This is a genomic window from Bradyrhizobium sp. 1 (assembly GCF_023073315.1).
Classification (GTDB): domain Bacteria; phylum Pseudomonadota; class Alphaproteobacteria; order Rhizobiales; family Xanthobacteraceae; genus Bradyrhizobium.
Genome location: NZ_JADPJH010000014.1, coordinates 57881 through 76792, shown reverse-complemented (window position 1 = coordinate 76792; position 18912 = coordinate 57881). Strand labels below are relative to the sequence as shown.

General features: G+C 63.8%; 17 protein-coding genes. 15 read left to right on the top strand and 2 right to left on the bottom strand.

Annotated features, from left to right (window positions below):
* Positions 1-65 precede the first annotated feature (65 nt).
* Entirely contained in the window at positions 66-1940 is a 1875-nt protein-coding gene (gene glsA, locus IVB29_RS08955; protein WP_247503041.1) for a glutaminase A, read from the top strand.
* 34 nt (positions 1941-1974) lie between these two features.
* Here glsA and IVB29_RS08950 read toward each other — a convergent pair whose 3' ends face one another.
* Together IVB29_RS08950 and queF are read right to left on the bottom strand one after the other, a co-directional pair.
* On the bottom strand, positions 1975-2757 hold the full coding sequence (locus IVB29_RS08950; protein WP_247503040.1) for a substrate-binding domain-containing protein: 783 nt from the start codon (positions 2755-2757) through the stop codon (positions 1975-1977).
* A gap of 16 nt (positions 2758-2773) precedes the next feature.
* Positions 2774-3262, bottom strand: coding sequence for a preQ(1) synthase (gene queF / locus IVB29_RS08945; RefSeq protein ID WP_247503039.1), 489 nt, complete (start codon positions 3260-3262; stop codon positions 2774-2776).
* A gap of 125 nt (positions 3263-3387) precedes the next feature.
* On the opposite strand from queF, the gene eno reads away from it, so the two are divergent.
* From eno to IVB29_RS08875, 14 genes are all read left to right on the top strand, one after another.
* Positions 3388-4671, top strand: a complete 1284-nt coding sequence (eno, locus tag IVB29_RS08940) for a phosphopyruvate hydratase (protein ID WP_247503038.1) — start codon at positions 3388-3390, stop codon at positions 4669-4671.
* A gap of 34 nt (positions 4672-4705) precedes the next feature.
* Positions 4706-5839, top strand: coding sequence for a zinc-binding dehydrogenase (locus IVB29_RS08935; RefSeq protein ID WP_247503037.1), 1134 nt, complete (start codon positions 4706-4708; stop codon positions 5837-5839).
* 119 nt (positions 5840-5958) lie between these two features.
* Positions 5959-6957, top strand: a complete 999-nt coding sequence (locus IVB29_RS08930) for an MBL fold metallo-hydrolase (protein WP_247503036.1) — start codon at positions 5959-5961, stop codon at positions 6955-6957.
* 365 nt (positions 6958-7322) lie between these two features.
* Positions 7323-7874, top strand: a complete 552-nt coding sequence (locus IVB29_RS08925) for an NAD(P)H-dependent oxidoreductase (RefSeq protein WP_247503035.1) — start codon at positions 7323-7325, stop codon at positions 7872-7874.
* Positions 7875-8111: 237 nt separating this feature from the next.
* Positions 8112-8429, top strand: a complete 318-nt coding sequence (locus IVB29_RS08920) for a septum formation initiator family protein (RefSeq protein ID WP_247503034.1) — start codon at positions 8112-8114, stop codon at positions 8427-8429.
* Between the two features lie 138 nt (positions 8430-8567).
* Complete coding sequence (locus IVB29_RS08915; protein WP_247503033.1) at positions 8568-9956, top strand: glycerophosphodiester phosphodiesterase family protein; 1389 nt, start codon at positions 8568-8570, stop codon at positions 9954-9956.
* Between the two features lie 254 nt (positions 9957-10210).
* Positions 10211-11233: a pyruvate dehydrogenase (acetyl-transferring) E1 component subunit alpha gene (pdhA, locus tag IVB29_RS08910; RefSeq protein ID WP_247503032.1), complete on the top strand. Its 1023-nt coding sequence runs from the start codon at positions 10211-10213 to the stop codon at positions 11231-11233.
* A 29-nt stretch (positions 11234-11262) separates the two neighbouring features.
* The gene (locus tag IVB29_RS08905) at positions 11263-12663 is read left to right on the top strand and encodes a pyruvate dehydrogenase complex E1 component subunit beta (RefSeq protein WP_247503031.1); all 1401 of its coding nucleotides are present in this window, start codon (positions 11263-11265) and stop codon (positions 12661-12663) included.
* Positions 12664-12666: 3 nt separating this feature from the next.
* Positions 12667-12969, top strand: coding sequence for a DUF5076 domain-containing protein (locus IVB29_RS08900; protein WP_247503030.1), 303 nt, complete (start codon positions 12667-12669; stop codon positions 12967-12969).
* A 2-nt stretch (positions 12970-12971) separates the two neighbouring features.
* The gene (locus IVB29_RS08895) at positions 12972-13424 is read left to right on the top strand and encodes a nucleoside deaminase (RefSeq protein ID WP_092028708.1); all 453 of its coding nucleotides are present in this window, start codon (positions 12972-12974) and stop codon (positions 13422-13424) included.
* A 62-nt stretch (positions 13425-13486) separates the two neighbouring features.
* Positions 13487-14833, top strand: coding sequence for a pyruvate dehydrogenase complex dihydrolipoamide acetyltransferase (locus tag IVB29_RS08890; RefSeq protein ID WP_247503029.1), 1347 nt, complete (start codon positions 13487-13489; stop codon positions 14831-14833).
* A 133-nt stretch (positions 14834-14966) separates the two neighbouring features.
* Positions 14967-16385, top strand: coding sequence for a dihydrolipoyl dehydrogenase (lpdA, locus tag IVB29_RS08885; protein ID WP_247503028.1), 1419 nt, complete (start codon positions 14967-14969; stop codon positions 16383-16385).
* 138 nt (positions 16386-16523) lie between these two features.
* Positions 16524-17765 carry a threonine synthase gene (locus tag IVB29_RS08880; protein ID WP_247503027.1) on the top strand — a complete coding sequence of 414 codons (1242 nt, stop codon included), beginning with the start codon at positions 16524-16526 and terminating at the stop codon, positions 17763-17765.
* An 87-nt stretch (positions 17766-17852) separates the two neighbouring features.
* A complete protein-coding gene (locus IVB29_RS08875) occupies positions 17853-18824 on the top strand; it encodes a tripartite tricarboxylate transporter substrate binding protein BugD (RefSeq protein ID WP_247503026.1) in 972 nt (323 codons plus the stop codon).
* Positions 18825-18912 lie beyond the last annotated feature (88 nt).

The following is an 18912-nucleotide window of genomic DNA, read 5'->3' as shown; positions in this document are numbered from 1 at the left end:
CGTTGGCCTCCGGTATACATGGCACACGAATTGCTTCGATTTTGGGCGAATCGAGGTGTGAGATCGTGGACGCCCAGACCAGCCGTTCGCCCAGTACGGCCAGCGCGCGCCGATCGACCGGATATCCCACCAAGCCTCCGCTCCGGCGTTTCCTGACCGATTGCCACGCGGAATTCCGCACCGACAATTCGGGCGAGCTTGCCGACTACATCCCCGAGCTGAAGCGCGCCAACCCCGATCATTTCGGCATCGCGCTCGTCACCATCGACGGCCACGTCTATGAAGTCGGCGACAGCGCCGTGCCGTTCACGATCCAGTCGGTCTCGAAAGCCTTCGTGTTCGCGCTGGCGCTGGAGATGGTCGGCGAGGAGCGGGTCGCTGCCACCATCGGGGTCGAGCCGAGCGGCGAGGCCTTCAATTCGATCCGGCTCACCAACGACAACCGCCCGTTCAACCCGATGGTCAACGCCGGCGCCATTGCCTGCTCGGGCCTGGTCTACGAAGTCGACGGGAAGGGCGCCTTCGAGCGCGTCCGCTCAAAGCTCAGCGAGTTCGCTGGCCGCGAGCTCGGCGTCGACGAGGCCGTGCACGCCTCGGAGACCGCGACCGGCCATCGTAACCGGGCGATTGCCTGGCTGCTGCGGAATTACGCGGTGCTGCCCGACGACGTCGATGCCGTGCTCGACGTTTACTTCCGCCAATGCGCGATCCTGGTCACCGCGCGCGATCTCGCGGTGATGGCGGCAACGCTCGCCAACCGCGGCATCAATCCTGTGACAGGCGTGCAGGTGATCACGCCGCACATCGTCGCGCGCACGCTGTCGGTGATGACGAGCTCGGGCATGTACGATTATGCCGGCGAGTGGACCTATCGCGTTGGCATCCCCGCCAAGAGCGGTGTCGGCGGCGGCATCGTCGCAGCGCTACCCTCGCAGCTTGGGCTCGGCACGTTCGCGCCACTGCTCGACAATCACTTCAACAGTGTGCGTGGTTTGAAGGTCTGCGAGGCGTTGTCGGAGCGCTTCGACCTGCACATGCTCAACCGCAACGCCGATGTCCGTACCAGCATCATGGCGGATTACGACATCTACGGCATCTCCTCGCGCCGCAGCCGCCAGCCGCGCGAGCAGCAGATCCTCGACGAGCGCCACAGCGACATCCGCGTTCTCGAGCTGGTCGGCGCGATGAATTTTGGCACCATCGACTACGTTTCGCGAAGGCTCACCAGCGAACCACCGAACGCGCCGCTCCTGATCATCGATTTTCGCCGCGTCCCCGACATCACCGCGGCCGGCGCGGAGCTGCTCGGCGAGACTCTGACCGCGCTCGGCAATGCCGATGTCACCGCCATTCTCTCAGGCTTCGAGGAGACCTCCGCAGTGTGGGCGGCGATCTCCGCACGCACGGCCGACCCGCGCCGGCTGCGCCGCTTCGCGTTGCTCGACGATGCCATCGAATGGGCCGAGGACCAGGTCATCTACCGCTTCGGCGGCTTCACCGATGTCAAGGAGAGCGCGCATCTCGGCGAACAGGCGCTGCTGGCCGGACTCGACGCGGACGAGATCGCCGCGATCGTCAAACTGTCCACCACGCGCCATTACGCCCCCGGCCAGCGCATCATCGCCGCCGGAGAGCTCGCCAATTCGCTGTTCTTCCTCCAGAGCGGCATGGTCAGCGTCAAGCTGCGGAGCGGCGTGCGGCTCGCTTCCCTCGGCCCCGGCATGGAATTCGGCGAGATGGCGATCCTCGAGCAAAGCCGCAGCGCCGACGTCTTCGCCGACACACCCGCCACCTGCCTGGAATTGCCGCTCGACAGTTTTGCCGATTATCGTCGCGTGCATCCGGAGACGTCGCTGAAGATCATGCGCAACCTCGCTGCCATATTGGCGCGCCGGCTGGTCGCCGCCAACGCCAAGGTTGACCTGCTGAGCGCGTACTAAGAACGCGACCGCACAGCGGGCTGCGCCCATTCGCTCAGGGAATCGGCTCCATGCCGCTCGCGATGATCGTATCGCGCGCGGCGGGGGAGGCGAGGAATTTGATTAGGGCGCGGCCGGCTTCAGGCTCCTTCGATCCGGTGGCGATCCCCGCCGAGAAGATTGTGATCTTCTGCAATTCGTTCGGCAGCGGTCCGACGATGTCGATGCCCTTCACCGGCTTCAGCTCGCTGATCTGCTGAAAGCCGAGTTCGGCCTCGCCGTGGGCGACGATCTCGCCGACGGGCGTCGCCGGAATCTTGCGCGCCTTGTCCTTCATGACATCGGCAATGCCGAGCTTTTCGAACATCGCGGTCGAGACGTAGACGCCGCTGGCGCTGTCGGAATAAGCGATCGTCTTTGCCGCGAGCAGCGCGCGCTTGACCGCGTCCACCGAGCTGATGTCCGGCTTCGGCGCACCCGATTTCACGGCGACGCCGATCGGCGATTTGGTGAGGTCGACCTGGCTGCCGGCAACGACCTTGCCCTTGCTGGCGAGGTCGGTGAGGGCATAGCCCACCATGATCAGGACGTCGGCGGGTTCGCCGCGCTCCAGCCGGACCGGGATCGCATTGGTGGTGGTGCCCATCGACGGCCCGTAGGCGGTCAGCACCCTGTTGCCGGTGGCTTTCTCGAACTCCGGGACGAGCGCCTGATAGGCAGCGGTCAAGCCGCCCGAGATCATCACGCGGACCTCGGCAGCGTAGGATGCGCCAGTCAGCGAGAGGACGCCCAGAAGGCCCAAGGCAAGGTTACGGAATGTTGCTGACATCGCCGCCATCGTCATTGGTCTCCTTCTAGCCCCGTCCGCGATAGGGCGCGACGCCTTGCTCGGGCACCCACATGCCCTTCGGTACGCGGCCGGTCTGCCAGAACACGTCGATCGGGATGCCGCCGCGCGGATACCAGTAGCCGCCGATGCGGAGCCATTTCGGCTTGATCTCGCTCGCGATGCGCTTGCCGATCATCACGGTGCAGTCCTCGTGGAAGGCGCCATGATTGCGGAAGCTGGCGATGTAGAGTTTGAGCGACTTCGACTCCAGCAGCCATTGGCCAGGCGCGTAGTCGATCATCAGATGGGCGAAATCCGGTTGTCCCGTGACCGGGCAGAGCGAGGTGAATTCCGGTACGGTGAAACGGACCAGATAGTCGGTGCCCGCTTGTGGATTGGGCACGCGGTCGAGCTTGGCCTTCTCGGGCGTATCGGGCCATTCCACGGCGCGGCCGAGCTGCAGGGCAGGTGAGCTGCCAGGTGAGTTGTTCGATTTGCTGGGTTTTTTCGACATGAGGCCGCCTCCGGTGCGGCCCTCATAGCCAATCCTCACGCGAACGTCACCCGGCCTTTTCCACTTCGATGCATTGCGGTAGAAGCACCGCCAACTGCCCCCTTGTTCCCCGGAAAGAGGCTCCCATGACCGCCATCATCGACATCATCGGCCGCGAAATTCTCGATAGCCGTGGCAATCCCACCGTCGAGGTCGACGTCGTGCTGGAGGATGGCGCGCTCGGCCGCGCTGCCGTGCCCTCAGGCGCCTCGACCGGTGCCCATGAGGCGGTGGAACTGCGCGACGGCGACAAGGCCCGTTATCTCGGCAAGGGCGTCTTGAAGGCGGTCGGCGCCGTCAATGGCGAGATTTTCGAGGCCCTGAGCGGTCTCGATGTCGAGCAGCAGGCCCAGCTCGACCAGATCATGATCGACCTCGACGGCACGCCGAACAAGAGCCGGCTCGGCGCCAACGCCATCCTCGGCGTCTCGCTCGCCTGCGCGAAGGCTGCCGCGAACTCGCTCGACATGCCGCTCTACCGTTACGTCGGTGGCACCTCGGCGCGGCTGCTGCCGGTGCCGATGATGAACATCATCAATGGCGGCGTGCATGCCGACAACCCGATCGACTTCCAGGAGTTCATGATCCTCCCGGTCGGCGCGTCTTCCTTCGCCGAAGGCCTGCGCTACGGCGCGGAAGTCTTCCACACCCTGAAGTCGGAGCTGAAGAAGGCCGGCCACAACACCAATGTCGGCGACGAGGGCGGCTTTGCGCCGAACCTGCCGTCGGCGGATGCCGCGCTCGAATTCGTCATGAACGCGATCGGCAAGGCCGGCTACAAGGCGGGCACCGATATCGTGATCGGCCTCGACTGCGCCTCGACCGAGTTCTTCAAGGACGGCAAGTATGTCTATGAAGGCGAGGGTAAGACCCGCTCGATCTCCGAGCAGGCCAAATATCTCGCCGACCTCGTCGGCCGCTATCCGATCGTCACCATCGAGGACGGCATGTCGGAAGACGACATGGACGGCTGGAAAGAGATCACGGATCTGATCGGCAAGAAGTGCCAGCTGGTCGGCGACGATCTCTTCGTCACCAACGTCAAGCGCCTCGCCGAAGGCATCAAGGCCGGCCGCGCCAACTCGATCCTGATCAAGGTCAACCAGATTGGCACGCTGACCGAGACGCTCGCCGCCGTCGAGATGGCCCACAAATCGGGCTACACCTCCGTAATGTCGCACCGCTCGGGCGAGACCGAGGATTCCACCATCGCCGACCTCGCGGTCGCCACCAACTGCGGTCAGATCAAGACCGGCTCCCTTGCGCGTTCCGATCGCACCGCCAAATACAACCAGCTCCTTCGCATCGAGCAACAGCTCGGCAAGCAGGCGCTCTACGGCGGCAAGGCGGCACTGAAGGCGCTGGCATAAGCCAGCGCTTTAACAAAGACAGGGGAGGATCGACATGAGCGACGGCAACACCGGCCTGCAACTGCGTTCGCTGATCAAGAAAAGCGGCGAGCTCGAAATCTCGCTTCTGGAGGTGCCGACCCCCGAGCCCGCGGACGACGAGGTCGTCGTCCGCATCGAGGCGGCGCCGATCAACCCGTCCGACCTCGGCCTGCTTGTCGGCGCCGCCGACATGAGCACGGCGAAGGCCTCGGGCGGCAAGGACGCGCCGGTCATCACCGCGAAGGTGCCTGACGGTGCGATGCGTGCGATGGGGGCGCGGCTCGACCAGTCCCTGCCGGTCGGCAATGAAGGTGCAGGCGTCGTCATCAAGACCGGGGCGTCGGATGCTGCGAAGGCACTGATGGGCAAGACGGTCGCGATGATCGGCGGCGCCATGTACGCGCAATATCGGACCCTGAAGGCGAGGGACTGCCAGCCGCTGCCCGAGGGCACCACGGCGGCGGAGGGCGCGTCCTGGTTCGTCAATCCGCTGACCGCGCTCGGCATGACCGAGACGATGCGGCGTGAAGGCCACAAGGCCCTGGTGCATACCGCGGCTGCCTCCAACCTCGGTCAGATGCTGAACAAGATCTGCATCAAGGACGGCATTGGACTCGTCAACATCGTGCGCAGCAAGGAGCAGGCGGAGATCCTGAAGAAGATCGGCGCCAAGCACGTCGTCGATTCCAGTGCGCCCAGCTTCCTCGACGATCTCACGGCCGCGCTGGTCGACACCGGTGCCACCATCGCCTTCGATGCCATCGGCGGCGGCAAGCTCGCCGGCGACATCCTCAACTGCATGGAAATCGCGATCAACAAGACCGCCAAGGAATACAGCCGCTACGGCTCCAACGTGCACAAGCAGGTCTATGTCTATGGCGGGCTCGATATCCGTCCGATCGAACTGCCGCGCGGCTTCGGCATGGCCTGGGGCGTCGGCGGCTGGCTGCTGACCCCGTTCCTCCAGAAGATCGGACCCGCCGATATCGGACGGCTGCGTCAGCGTGTCGTGAGTGAACTGAAGACCACTTTTGCCAGCCACTACACCAAGGTAGTCTCGCTTCCCGAGGCGCTCGATCCCGCCAACATCGCGGCGTACGCCAAACGCGCCACCGGTGAAAAATTCCTCATCAACCCAAATAAATAATCGGGACGTGCGACGGCACGTCACCGAAAGAAGGTCTTGCCTTCTGAGCGAAGCGGGAGATTATTCCGCCGCCATTTGAAAGCGGAAAACCGCGAAGGCGCTCAGAAGGGGACCTCTCCATGACCGATCTCAATCGCCGTCATCTGCTCGCAGGCGCCGCCGCCGTCGGTGCGGCTGCCGCCACCGGCCTCCGGCCGACCACCGCCAATGCCGCAGTGCCGCAAGCCGGCACGCAGGCGCCGGGCTTCTACCGCTACAAGGTCGGCAGCTTCGAGTGCACCTCGATCAATGACGGCGCGCGCACCTTCCCGATGCCGGACAAGTTCGTCGTCAACGCGCCGAAGGAGGAAGCGCTGGCCGCGGGCGAGGCGGCCTACATGCCGAAGGGCATGGTCACCGTGCCGTTCAACCCGCAGCTCATCAACACCGGCTCCAAGCTCGTTCTGATCGATGCGGGCAACGGCGTCGCCAATCTCGAGGCGAGCAAAGGCGCGGTCGGTCGCACGCTGCAAAATCTCCAGGCTGCCGGCGTCGATCCCAAGAGCATCGACGTCGTGCTGCTGTCGCATCTGCATCCTGACCATACCAATGGCATCCGCCTCGCCGATGGCGCGCTCGCCTTCCCGAATGCGGAGATCATGGTGCCGGGCAAGGACTGGGAGTTCTGGACCAGCGAGGACAACACGGCCAAGGCCGAGTCCAATCCGATGATGAAGAATTACTTCGCCAACGTGAAGAAGACCTTTGCCGGCCTCGAGTCCAAGGTCACCAAATACGAGTGGGGCAAGGAGGTCGCGCCGGGCATCACCTCGATCGCGACGCCGGGCCACACGCCTGGCCACACCTCGTTCGCGGTCGCCTCGGGCGATGCGAAGGTGCTGATCCAGTCGGACGTCACCAACATTCCGGAATTCTTCCTGCGCAATCCGGACTGGCACGTGGTGTTCGACACCGACGCTGCGATGGCGCAGGAGACGCGCCACAAGTTTTACGACATGGCGGCAGCCGAGAAGGCGACCGTGATCGGATTCCACTTCACCTTCCCCTCGGTCGGCCATGTCGAGAAGGACGGCGCGAAATATCGCCTGATCCCGTCGGCGTGGAATCCGACGATCTGAGCGGGCCACAAATTTGCGCTGAAGATCAGGCCGCCGCTTGGCGGCCTGATTGTTTTTACGGGCTCGGCATTCTGCGGAACTGCCTGTCGAAACAAAAAAGTCGAAAACAACCCCATGCACAGTAGAAATCGGTAGCGATTTCAGTTATTCGGCGAAACCGAATAAAACTTGCGCCGTCGGGCAAAACAGGGGTATGGTGGCATGGTGGGCAGATGCGGCGCTGCGCTCCATCCGGGCTATGGTTCGACCATCTGCTTTCGCGAAACTCAGCGTTTCCAAATCGGACCGGTTCATGCACTTGCATCCATTGGTCCGGATCGTTTAAGTGCCGCCGGCACTCCCACTCAAGCCCCCGAGGACAATCCATGGCCTACAACATCGTCGTGATCGCCGGCAGCCTGCGCAAGGACAGCTTTTCGCTGAAGATCGCCAATGCGCTGGCAAAGCTCGCGCCGGCCTCGCTCAAGCTCGAGGTCATCACGCCGGCGGGCATCTCGTTCTTCAACCAGGACCTCGAGGGCGCGCCGCCCGCCGACTGGCTGGCCTTCCGCGAGAAGCTCCAGAAATCCGACGGCGTCGTCTTCGTGACCCCCGAATACAACCGCGCCATTCCGGGCGTGCTCAAGAACGCCATCGACGTCGCCTCGCGCCCCTATGGCAAGAGCTCGTTTAACGGCAAGCCGGTCGGCATCATCTCGAACTCACCGAGCCCGCTCGGTGGCGTCAGCGCCGCCAAGACGCTGCAGAACATCCTGCCGGGCATCACCGGCCCGATCATGCAGCAGCCGGAGATTTACCTGAACGCGATCGGCGACGCCTTCGATGCGGACGGCAATCTGACCAAGGACTCCCTGAAGCCGGTGCTCCAGGCCTATATCGACGCCTTCGCCGCGCACGTCGCGAAGCACCACGGCTGAGGCCGAATCCCCCGCGGCCACACGAGAGATCCTCATCCTGAGGAGGCGCGTTAGCGCCGTCTCGAAGGACGGCCGCGGGGACCGTCGGGCTGCATGGTTCTCCCGGCGATGCGAAGCATCGTCCGGAGACGGCGCTACGCGCCCCCTCACCATGAGGGATGAGTGTTACGAGCCCGAGAGGCGGGGAAGGGGCCGCCAGTTAGCACGCCCTTAACCAAGCTGCCCCATCTTCCCAGGATGGTCTCCCGCGCGCGCCTGAAATCGATCCTGACCGGCCTTGCCCTCTATGCGATGGCGGCCGCCATCGTCGGCTATTTCGGCGTCAACGCCTATACCGGCAAATACGGCCTCAACGCCCGCCAGGAGCTCGACCAGGAGATCATCGCACTGACCAGTGAGCTGGCGCAGCTCAAGCGCGAGCGCGCCCGGAGCGAGCAGCGCGTCTCGCTGCTGCGTTCCGCGCGGATCGATCCCGATATGTTGGACGAGCGGGCGCGGTTCCAGCTCGACTATGTCAATCCGCACGATGTCGTCCGGATGATCCCGACGAATTAATCAACGCGTCGCGAGGCCGGCATCGCCGCATGCAGGTGAGAAATCACCTTCGCTTTTCGTCATCCGCCTGTCAGAGAATTGGGACAAGACGGCAAGTTCGGCATTCGACGCAATGCTGCGCAAAGACGGAGACTGGTTATGCGGGACAATCGTTCACGACAGACGGTGCGTATGGGAGCGATGCTGCTCGGTGCGGCTGCCCTGGCATTCGTTCCGCTATCGTCGGCCGTCGCGCAGACCGGCCCGGCGCCATCAGGCGCAAAACCCTTCCTGACCGTCGACGGAAAGGCACCGCTGATCCTCGGACATCGTGGCCTGCCGGGACTGGTGCCGGAAGAGACCGAGGCCTCGTATGACCTCGCGGCTGCCGTCGGGACCGATGCGCTCGAAGAGGATTTGCACCTGACCAAGGATTGCGTCCTGGTCGTGCGACATAACCCCTGGCTCGCCGACAACACCAATGTCGCCGAGGTGGCGAAGACCAATGCGGCCGTGGCGGCGCGCAAGCGCACGGTGCCAGGTGTGCGCGTCAAGGCTCCAGCTGCGGCCAGCACGCCGGCCGACTATCTGACCGATCTCACCGATGCGGCCGACCCCAAATCAGTGCTGAAGTCATTGATCGTCGATGGTGAGGACCACACCAACGACTGGTCGATCACCGATTTCACCATGGCCGAGCTGAAGGGCTGGATCGGCGGCACCACCTATGATGCGGCCAACGAGCGGCCCAAAGTCTTCAACGGCAAATTCCCTGTTATCAGCTTCCAGGACGTCATCGACATCGCCAAGGCCAGGAGCAAGGAGACCGGGCGTTCCATCCTCGTCTATCCCGAGACCAAGAACCCGACCTGGAACAATGCCCAGGCGATTGCGAATGGCTGCGGCGCCGCCGGCAGCCGTCCGCTCGAAGATGCCCTGATCAAGATCATTGGGGATAACGGTCTCAACACCAAGGACGCGCCGATCCTGGTTCAGAGCTTCGAGCCCGCCAGCCTGAAATATATGCGCAGCCACGGCCTTCAGACGCGGCAGGTGCAGCTCATTGACGGCAACGGCATCGACTTCAAGACTGGAAAAGTTCTGCTCAACAACATCACCAACTCCCGTCCGTTCGACTGGACGGTTGCGGGCGACGCGCGCCTGTATGATGCGATGCTGACGCCTGAGGGCCTGGCCGAGATCAAGACCTATGCCGACGGCATCGGTCCGTGGAAGGCCTACATCGTTCCGCTCAAGATCGCGCCGTGGAAGGACAGCAACGCCGACGGCACGCCTTACAAGGGATCGACGCCGGACGCTTCGACGCAGGACGCAACCAGCCTGATTGCCGATGCGCACAAGCTCGGCCTGTTCGTGCACGTCTTCACGTTCCGTAACGAGAAGAAATATCTCGCTGCCGATTATCGCGGCGATCCCGGCCTTGAATATCTCAAATTCTTCCGTCTCGGCGTTGACGGGGTCTTCACCGATTTCACGCATACCGGCGTTGCCGCCCGCGCAGCGTATTTGCGTGAGCTCGGCTGGTAGGAAGGCTGCGAATCGGACTCGCGCGAGGGTTCGGACCCCTCGATCAGCGCGTCCGAATTTCGTCGGCTCGGCTGCTCGTGCCTGCTTCGTTGGCGGCCGAGCTAAAGTTGCCTGATCAAGCCCAAAGGTTTTGCAAAATTTCGGTCACGTTGCAGTGCGGCATAATGAAAGTCGTGCCATGCCGCCGTGGTGCTTTCCAACGGCGTTTGAACTGGGTTAGAGAGGACGAAAGTTTTCTCTGACCCGGAATTCCCATGGCCGCACCCAAGAAAGCCGCCGCAGGCGCTGCACAGGACAAAACCGACGGCGGCTCGCCCCCGGAATTCACCAAGGAGCAGGAGCTCAAGGCGTTCCGCGAGATGCTCCTGATCCGGCGGTTCGAGGAAAAGGCCGGCCAGCTCTACGGCATGGGTGCGATCGGCGGTTTCTGCCATCTCTATATCGGCCAGGAGGCCGTGGTGGTCGGTATGCAGATGGCCCTGAAGCTGGGCGATCAGGTCATCACCGGCTATCGCGATCACGGCCATATGCTTGCCACCGGCATGGAGGCCAAAGGCGTCATGGCCGAGCTCACGGGCCGCCGCGGCGGCTATTCCAAGGGCAAGGGCGGCTCCATGCACATGTTCAGCAAGGAGAAGCACTTTTACGGCGGCCACGGCATCGTCGGTGCCCAGGTTTCGCTCGGCACGGGTCTGGCCTTCGCCAACCACTATCGTGGTAACGACAATGTCAGCGTCGCCTATTTCGGCGACGGCGCGGCCAACCAGGGCCAGGTCTATGAGAGCTTCAACATGGCGGAGCTCTGGAAGCTGCCGGTGATCTACGTCATCGAGAACAACCGCTACGCCATGGGCACCTCGGTCTCGCGCGCCTCGGCGCAGCAGGATTTTTCGAAGCGCGGCGCGTCCTTCAATATTCCCGGCCTGCAAGTCGACGGCATGGACGTCCGCGCCGTCAAGGCCGCCGGCGACGAAGCCGCAGCCTGGTGCCGCTCCGGCAAAGGGCCGATGATTCTGGAAATGCAGACCTATCGCTATCGCGGTCACTCGATGTCCGACCCTGCGAAATATCGCACCCGCGAGGAGGTCGAGAAGGTTCGCCATGACCAGGATCCGATCGAGCAGGTGCGCAACCGCCTGCTCGCGGCCAAGGTCAGCGAGCAGGACCTGAAGGCGATCGACGCGGAAGTGCGCGACATCGTCAACGCATCCGCCGACTTTGCCCAGCATGATCCCGAGCCGGAAGCCGCCGAGCTCTGGACCGACGTTTATCGCTGAACGCGCGCAAGCTTTCTTTTGGAGCCGATATGCCAATTCAAGTGCTGATGCCCGCGTTGTCGCCCACGATGGAAAAGGGCAACCTTGCCAAATGGCTGAAAAAAGAGGGCGAGACGATCAAGTCGGGTGACGTGATCGCCGAGATCGAGACCGACAAGGCGACCATGGAGGTCGAGGCGACCGACGAGGGGACGCTTGGCAAGATCCTGATCCCCGAGGGCACCGCAGACGTCGCGGTGAATACGCCGATCGCGACCATCCTCGCCGACGGCGAGAGCGCCGCCGATCTGGCCAAAGCGGCCGCGCCGGCCAAGCAGGAGAAGGCCGCGGAGTCCGCTCCGCCCGCCGCTGCAAAGGCCGAGGCACCTGCGCCCAAGGCTTCCGAGAAGGCCGCGCCCGCGCCGCAGGCTGTCGCCGAGCCCGATCCGGAAGTGCCCGCCGGCACCGAGATGATCACCCAAACCATCCGCGAAGCGCTGCGCGACGCGATGGCCGAAGAGATGCGCCGCGACCCCGACGTCTTCGTGATGGGCGAAGAGGTCGCGGAATATCAGGGCGCCTACAAGGTAACCCAGGGCCTGCTGCAGGAGTTCGGCGCCAAGCGCGTGATCGACACCCCGATCACCGAGCACGGCTTTGCCGGCGTCGGCGTCGGTGCCGCCATGACCGGGTTGAAGCCGATCGTCGAGTTCATGACCTTCAACTTCGCCATGCAGGCGATCGACCAGATCATCAACTCCGCGGCCAAGACGCTCTACATGTCCGGTGGCCAGATGGGCTGTTCGATCGTGTTCCGCGGGCCGAACGGTGCGGCTGCGCGCGTCGCCGCCCAGCACAGCCAGGACTACTCGGCCTGGTATTCGAGCGTTCCCGGCCTCAAAGTCGTCGCGCCGTTCTCGGCCGCCGATTACAAGGGCCTGCTCAAGGCCGCGATCCGCGATCCCAATCCGGTGATCTTCCTCGAGAACGAGATGCTGTACGGGCACACCGGCGAAGTGCCCAAGCTCGACGACTTTGTCATCCCGATCGGCAAGGCCCGCATCGTGCGCTCCGGCAGCCACGTCACCATCATCTCGTGGTCGAACGGCATGAGCTACGCGCTGAAGGCCGCCGACGAGCTTGCCAAGGAGGGCATCGAGGCCGAGGTGATCGATCTGCGCACGCTGCGTCCGATGGACACCGAGACCCTCGTCAACTCCGTCAAGAAGACCGGCCGTGCCGTGACGGTGGAAGAGGGCTGGGCCCAGAGCGGCGTCGGCGCCGAGATCGCCGCGCGCATCATGGAGAACGCCTTCGACTATCTGGATGCGCCTGTTACGCGCGTCTCCGGCAAGGACGTGCCGATGCCTTATGCCGCGAACCTGGAGAAGCTCGCGCTGCCCTCCGTCGCGGAAGTGGTCGAGGCCGCCAAAGCCGTCTGTTACAGGTAGGCCATGACGGGCCCGAAGGAGCAGCCATTGCCACCCGACGTTCTCGACCGCGATGATGCAGTTGAGATCCTGCGCGTATTCGTGCTGGACGGCGGGCTGTCGATGGCGTTCCAGCGGGCTTTCGAGGAGCCCGACATGTGGGGGCTCTTGCTCGTCGATCTCGCCCGCCACGCCGCGCGCGCCTATGCCCGCGAGAGCGAATACACCGAGGAAGACGCCATGAGCCGAATCCTCGAGATGTTCCAGGCCGAGATCGAGCGTCCCACGGACACCGGCACCACGACGCCGCGCAGCAAGGGGCACTGACCGTGGCGATCGAATCCTACCATTTCGACTTCATGCTCGAGGCGATCCGCGAGGCGCAGGACTCGATCGCGCAGGGCGGTCTGCCGATCGGCGCCGTGTTGACACGCGAGAACAAAATCATCGCCCGCGGCCACAACAATCGCGTGCAGGAAAACAACGTCATCCTGCACGGAGAGATGAGCTGCCTGCGCGAGGCCGGCGCGATCTCGTTCCACGACACAATCATGTACACCACGCTGTCGCCATGCTCGATGTGTGCCGGCGCGCTCGCTCTGTTCAAGGTCAAGCTGGTGGTGATCGGAGAATCCGTCACCTTCGAGGGCTCCAAGGACATTCTCGACAAGTTCGGGATTCCCTGGATTGATCTTGCCGACGACCGCTCCATCACCATGATGAAGAATTGGCGTTCCGTTCCTGCCAATGAGCGCCTGTGGCAAGGCGACATCGGCAACTAAACCTGGTCTGTTCGTTCTCACTTTCGGGGACGAATTTTTGCAAAGTTCTTCTTGAGGTCAGCATGCCCATCAACATCCTGATGCCCGCTCTCTCGCCGACGATGGAGAAGGGCAACCTCGCCAAATGGCTGAAGAAGGAAGGCGACAAGGTCAAATCCGGCGATATCATCGCCGAGATCGAGACCGACAAGGCGACTATGGAGGTCGAGGCCATCGACGAGGGCACGATCGCCAGGATCCTCGTGCCCGAGGGCACGCAGGATGTGCCGGTCAACGACGTGATCGCGGTGCTCGCCGGCGAGGGTGAGGATGTGAAGGCCGCTGGCGCTGCGAAGCCCAGCGCTTCGGCCGCGCCTCCGAAAGCTGCGGAGGCTCCCGCTGCTGCGCCGGCGCCTGCCGCCCCCAAGGCCGCTCCGGCGCCCGCTGCTGCCCCGGCACCTCGGGTCGCGGCACCGGCGGCGCAGAGCAACGGCCATGCTGGCGGCGTATTCTCCTCGCCGCTGGCGCGCCGTCTCGCCAAGGAAGCCGGCGTCGATGTTGCGATGGTGTCAGGCACCGGCCCGCACGGCCGTGTCGTCGCCCGCGACGTCGAGCAGGCCAAGTCCGGCAAGGGCCTCAAGGCACCAGCCGCGGCCCCGTCCGCCGGCGCCTCCTCGATCGCGCCGACCATGTCGGACAAGCAGATCCTGTCGCTGTTCGAGCCGGGCTCTTACGATATCGTCCCGCATGACGGCATGCGCCGCACCATCGCGCAGCGCCTGACCGCGTCGATCCAGAACGTCCCGCATTTCTTCCTCACCATCGACTGCGACATCGGCAAGCTGATGTCCGCGCGCGAGGAGATCAACGCGGCTGCGCCGAAGGACAAGGAGAAGAAGCCGCTCTATAAGATCTCGGTCAACGACTTCGTCATCAAGGCGATGGCGGTGGCGCTGCAGCGGATTCCGAACTGCAATGTGAGCTGGACCGAAAGCGGCATGGTCAAGCACCACCATTCCGACGTTGGCGTCGCGGTAGCGATGCCCGGCGGCCTGATCACGCCGATCATCCGCAAGGCCGAGACCAAGACGCTCTCCACCATCTCCAACGAGATGAAGGATTTTGCCGCCCGCGCCCGCTCGCGCAAGCTGAAGCCGGAAGAGTACCAGGGCGGGACCACCGCGGTTTCCAACCTCGGCATGTTCGGCATCAGCCACTTCACGGCCGTGATCAACCCGCCGCATGCGACCATCCTCGCGGTCGGCACCAGCGAGGAGCGTCCTGTCGTGCGCGCAGGCAAGATCGAGATCGCGCACATGATGAGCGTGACGCTGTCGTGCGATCACCGCGCCATCGACGGCGCACTCGGCGCCGAGCTGATCGGCGCGTTCAAGCAGCTGATCGAAAACCCCGTCATGATGATGGTGTGAGAAGCGAGCCGTGAATATGTAGGGTGGGCAGAGGCGCGAAACGCGCCGTGCCCACCTTATTTCATAGTGTTGGAAGGCGGTGGGCACGCTTCGCTTTGCACACCCTACGAAGTTCAGTTGAATGGGAGCCGGAATGGCCGACACATCCTTCGACGTCATCATCATCGGCTCCGGTCCCGGCGGCTATGTCACCGCGATCCGGGCGGCGCAGCTCGGCTTCAAGGTCGCGATCGTCGAGAAATCCTATCTCGGCGGCATCTGCCTGAACTGGGGCTGTATCCCGACCAAGGCGCTCTTACGCTCCGCCGAGATCTATCACTACATGCAGCACGCCAAGGATTACGGCCTGTCTGCCGATAACGTCTCGTTCGATCCGAAGGCCGTGGTGCAGCGCTCGCGCGGCGTCTCCAAGCGATTGAACGACGGCGTCGGCTTCCTGATGAAGAAGAACAAGGTGAGCGTGATCTGGGGCGCCGCCTCGATCGATGCGCCGGGCAAGGTCACCGTGAAGAAGTCCGACGTCGAGGGCCCGAAGGGCGCGCTCGGCGAGGGGGCTTATCAGGCCAAGCACATCATCGTGGCGACCGGCGCGCGGCCGCGTGTGCTGCCGGGGCTCGAGCCCGACAAGAAGCTGATCTGGACCTATTTTGAAGCGATGGTTCCTGAGAAGATGCCGAAATCGCTGCTGGTGATGGGCTCGGGCGCAATCGGGATCGAGTTTGCGTCGTTCTTCAAGACGATGGGCTCGGATGTCACTGTGGTCGAGGTGCTGCCGCAAATCCTGCCCGTCGAGGACGCCGAGATCGCGGGCCTTGCGCGCAAGCGTCTCGAGAAGCAGGGCATCAAAATTCTGACCAACACCGGCGTCGTCAAGCTCGAGAAGAAGAGCGACAGCGTCGTCGCAACGCTGGACGACGGCAAGACAAAGCAGACAGCCGAGTTCGAGCGCGTGATCTCGGCCGTCGGCGTGGTCGGCAACATCGAGAATCTCGGCCTGGAAAAGCTCGGCGTGAAGACCGACCGCGGCTGCATCGTGATCGACGGCTACGGCAAGACCAATGTCCCCGGCATCTACGCCATCGGCGATGTCGCAGGTCCCCCCATGCTCGCGCACAAGGCCGAGCATGAGGGCGTGATCTGCGTCGAGGCGATCAAGGGCCTGCATCCGCATCCCATGGACAAGCTGATGATCCCCGGCTGCACCTATTGCAACCCGCAGGTCGCCTCGGTCGGCCTGACCGAAGCCAAGGCCAAGGAGAACGGCCGCGAGATCCGCGTCGGCCGCTTCCCCTTCGTCGGCAACGGCAAGGCGATCGCGCTCGGCGAGGACCAGGGCCTGGTCAAGGTGATCTTCGACAAGAAGACCGGCCAGCTGCTCGGCGCCCATATGGTCGGCGCTGAAGTCACCGAGCTGATCCAGGGCTACGTTGTCGCCATGAACCTGGAGACGACGGAAGAGGAACTGATGCACACCGTGTTCCCGCATCCGACGTTGTCGGAGATGATGAAGGAAGCGGTGCTGGATGCGTATGGACGGGTGTTGAATATTTGATGGCCGCCGTCGTTGCGAGCGAAGCGAAGCAATCCAGAATGCCTCCGCGGACATAGTCTGGATTGCTTCGTCGCAAGAGCTCCTCGCAATGACGCGTGGAAACAGCGGTTTCAATAAACAAGAAGAAAGAAGCGAGCCATGCAAGACAACGACAACCTCACCATCGAACGCCCAACCTTCGTCACCCATCTCGAATGCGCGATGGAGGGCGATCATTACGCCGCGGACGAGGTCCACAACCTCTCCAAGGCCGGCAAGCCGCTGCTGGTGCGCTACGACCTCGCCGGTGTGAAGAAAGCGCTGACCAAGGATGCGCTCGCACAGCGTCCCGCCGACATGTGGCGCTACCGTGAGCTGCTGCCGGTGCGCAAATGCAAGGATATCGTCTCGCTTGGCGAGGTCACCACGCCGCTGATCCGGCTGCCGAAGCTCGGCAAGAAGCTCGGCGGCGGCGAGATCATCGTCAAGGACGAGGGGCGGCTGCCGACCGGCTCGTTCAAGGCGCGCGGGCTGGTGATGGCGGTGTCGATGGGCAAGGCGCTCGGCATCAAGCACATGGCGATGCCGACCAACGGCAATGCCGGCGCGGCGCTTGCGGCCTATGCGACGTCCTGCGGCATCAAGACCACGATCTTCTGTCCGGCCGATACGCCTGAAGTGAATGTCAGCGAGATCGAGCTTCAGGGCGCGACCGTCTACCGCGTCAACGGCTATATCGACGATTGCGGCAAGATCGTCGGCGAGGGCAAGGCGAAAGTCGGCTGGTTCGACACCTCGACGCTGAAGGAGCCGTACCGCATCGAGGGCAAGAAGACGATGGGCCTCGAACTCGCCGAGCAGCTCGGCTGGGACGTGCCCGACGTGATCTTCTATCCGACCGGCGGCGGCACCGGCCTGATCGGCATGTGGAAGGCCTTTGACGAACTCGAGAAGATCGGCTTCATCGGCAGCAAGCGCCCGCGCATGGTCGCGGTGCAGGCCTCCGGCTGTGCGCCGATGGTGCGGGCCTATGACGCCGGCACCGAGCATGCGACGCGCTGGGAGGACGCCCACACCATCGCATCCGGCATCCGCGTGCCGCAGGCGATCGGCGATTTTCTCATTCTGCGCGCGGTGCGGCAGAGCAAGGGCTTTGCCATCGCGGTCGACGACGACAAGATATCGGCGGCGCTGAGCGAGGTTGCGCGCGAGGAGGGGCTTCTGCTCTGCCCCGAGGGCGCCGCGACCTACGCTGCCTATAAGGACAGCCTCGCCGACGGCCGCGTCAGCAAGACCGAACGCGTGATGCTGTTCAACTGCGCGACCGGGCTGAAGTACCCGCTGCCGAAGGTCGACCGCGCGCTCGATCGCCACAAGCCGATCGACTACACGCAGTTCTAGCGCGTCATTTCGTCTCTTCACGAACGATCCCTCTTCCCGTACGCGGGAAGAGACAAAAACAAAAACGACATCGTCGAGGAGACCACAATGAAGAAGGCCATCTGGGCCGGGCTGATCGGTATTCTCGCGCTCTCCAGCGCCGCGCGCGCCGACGACTATCCGTCACATCCCATCACCATCATCGTGCCTTTTGCCGCTGGCGGCCCGTCGGATGCGATGGCGCGTGTGCTTGCCGAGCGGATGCGGACCTCGCTCGGCCAGCCGCTGGTGATCGAGAATGTCACCGGCGCCGGCGGCTCGATCGGCGTCGGCCGCGCCGTGCAATCGCCGCCGGATGGATACACCATCTCGTTCGGCCATCTCGGCACCCATGTCGCCAACGGCGCCGTCTACAAGCTCAAATATGACCTTGTCGCCGATCTCGAGCCGGTGGTGCTGCTGCCGAGCAACCCGATGATCATCGTCAGCAAGACCGCGGTGCCCGCGACCTCGCTGAAGGAGCTGATCGAATGGCTGAAGTCGCGGCCGTCGCCGCCGACCGCCGGCACCGCCGGCGCGGGCTCGGGCAGCCACATCGCCGGCGTCTATTTCGAGAGCGTCTCCGGCATCAAACTGCAATACGTGCCGTATCGCGGCACCGCGCCCGCGCTGAACGATCTCATCGCCGGCCAGATCGACGTCATCATCGACCAGACCTCCAACTCCATCAACCAGGTCCGTGCCGGCACCATCCGCGCCTACGCCATCACCGACGACAAGCGCCTCGCCTCCGCGCCCGATGTTCCGACCGCGGAGGAGGCGGGCCTGAAGGGCTTCAACATGACGCTGTGGTCGGGGCTGTGGGTGCCGAAGGGCACGCCGAAGGAGATCGTCACCAAACTCAACGCCGCCGCCGTGGAAGCGCTGAACGATCCCGCCGTGAAGAAGCAGCTCGAAAGCCAGGGCCTTGAGATGACGCCGCGGGATCAGCTCACGCCGGAGGCGCTCGGCGCGCGGCAAAAGGCCGAGATCGCAAAATGGTGGCCGATGATCAAGGCGGCGAATATTACGGTCGAGTGAGGGGGTCTCGTAGGGTGGGCAAAGCGCAGCGTGCCCACCATTTCTATCGAGGTATTTGGAAAGATGGTGGGCACAGCGCTTGCGCGCC

Excerpts from the sequence above, each read along its gene's own strand:
- IVB29_RS08925 (WP_247503035.1), top strand. The coding sequence starts at position 7,323 with ATGGCCTACAACATCGTCGTGATCGCCGGCAGCCTGCGCAAGGACAGC.
- queF (WP_247503039.1), bottom strand. The coding sequence starts at position 3,262 with ATGTCGAAAAAACCCAGCAAATCGAACAACTCACCTGGCAGCTCACCT.
- IVB29_RS08900 (WP_247503030.1), top strand. The coding sequence starts at position 12,667 with ATGACGGGCCCGAAGGAGCAGCCATTGCCACCCGACGTTCTCGACCGC.
- IVB29_RS08920 (WP_247503034.1), top strand. The coding sequence starts at position 8,112 with ATGGTCTCCCGCGCGCGCCTGAAATCGATCCTGACCGGCCTTGCCCTC.
- IVB29_RS08935 (WP_247503037.1), top strand. The coding sequence starts at position 4,706 with ATGAGCGACGGCAACACCGGCCTGCAACTGCGTTCGCTGATCAAGAAA.
- IVB29_RS08905 (WP_247503031.1), top strand. The coding sequence starts at position 11,263 with ATGCCAATTCAAGTGCTGATGCCCGCGTTGTCGCCCACGATGGAAAAG.
- IVB29_RS08915 (WP_247503033.1), top strand. The coding sequence starts at position 8,568 with ATGCGGGACAATCGTTCACGACAGACGGTGCGTATGGGAGCGATGCTG.
- IVB29_RS08890 (WP_247503029.1), top strand. The coding sequence starts at position 13,487 with ATGCCCATCAACATCCTGATGCCCGCTCTCTCGCCGACGATGGAGAAG.
- lpdA (WP_247503028.1), top strand. The coding sequence starts at position 14,967 with ATGGCCGACACATCCTTCGACGTCATCATCATCGGCTCCGGTCCCGGC.
- IVB29_RS08875 (WP_247503026.1), top strand. The coding sequence starts at position 17,853 with ATGAAGAAGGCCATCTGGGCCGGGCTGATCGGTATTCTCGCGCTCTCC.
- pdhA (WP_247503032.1), top strand. The coding sequence starts at position 10,211 with ATGGCCGCACCCAAGAAAGCCGCCGCAGGCGCTGCACAGGACAAAACC.
- IVB29_RS08930 (WP_247503036.1), top strand. The coding sequence starts at position 5,959 with ATGACCGATCTCAATCGCCGTCATCTGCTCGCAGGCGCCGCCGCCGTC.
- eno (WP_247503038.1), top strand. The coding sequence starts at position 3,388 with ATGACCGCCATCATCGACATCATCGGCCGCGAAATTCTCGATAGCCGT.
- IVB29_RS08950 (WP_247503040.1), bottom strand. The coding sequence starts at position 2,757 with ATGGCGGCGATGTCAGCAACATTCCGTAACCTTGCCTTGGGCCTTCTG.
- IVB29_RS08880 (WP_247503027.1), top strand. The coding sequence starts at position 16,524 with ATGCAAGACAACGACAACCTCACCATCGAACGCCCAACCTTCGTCACC.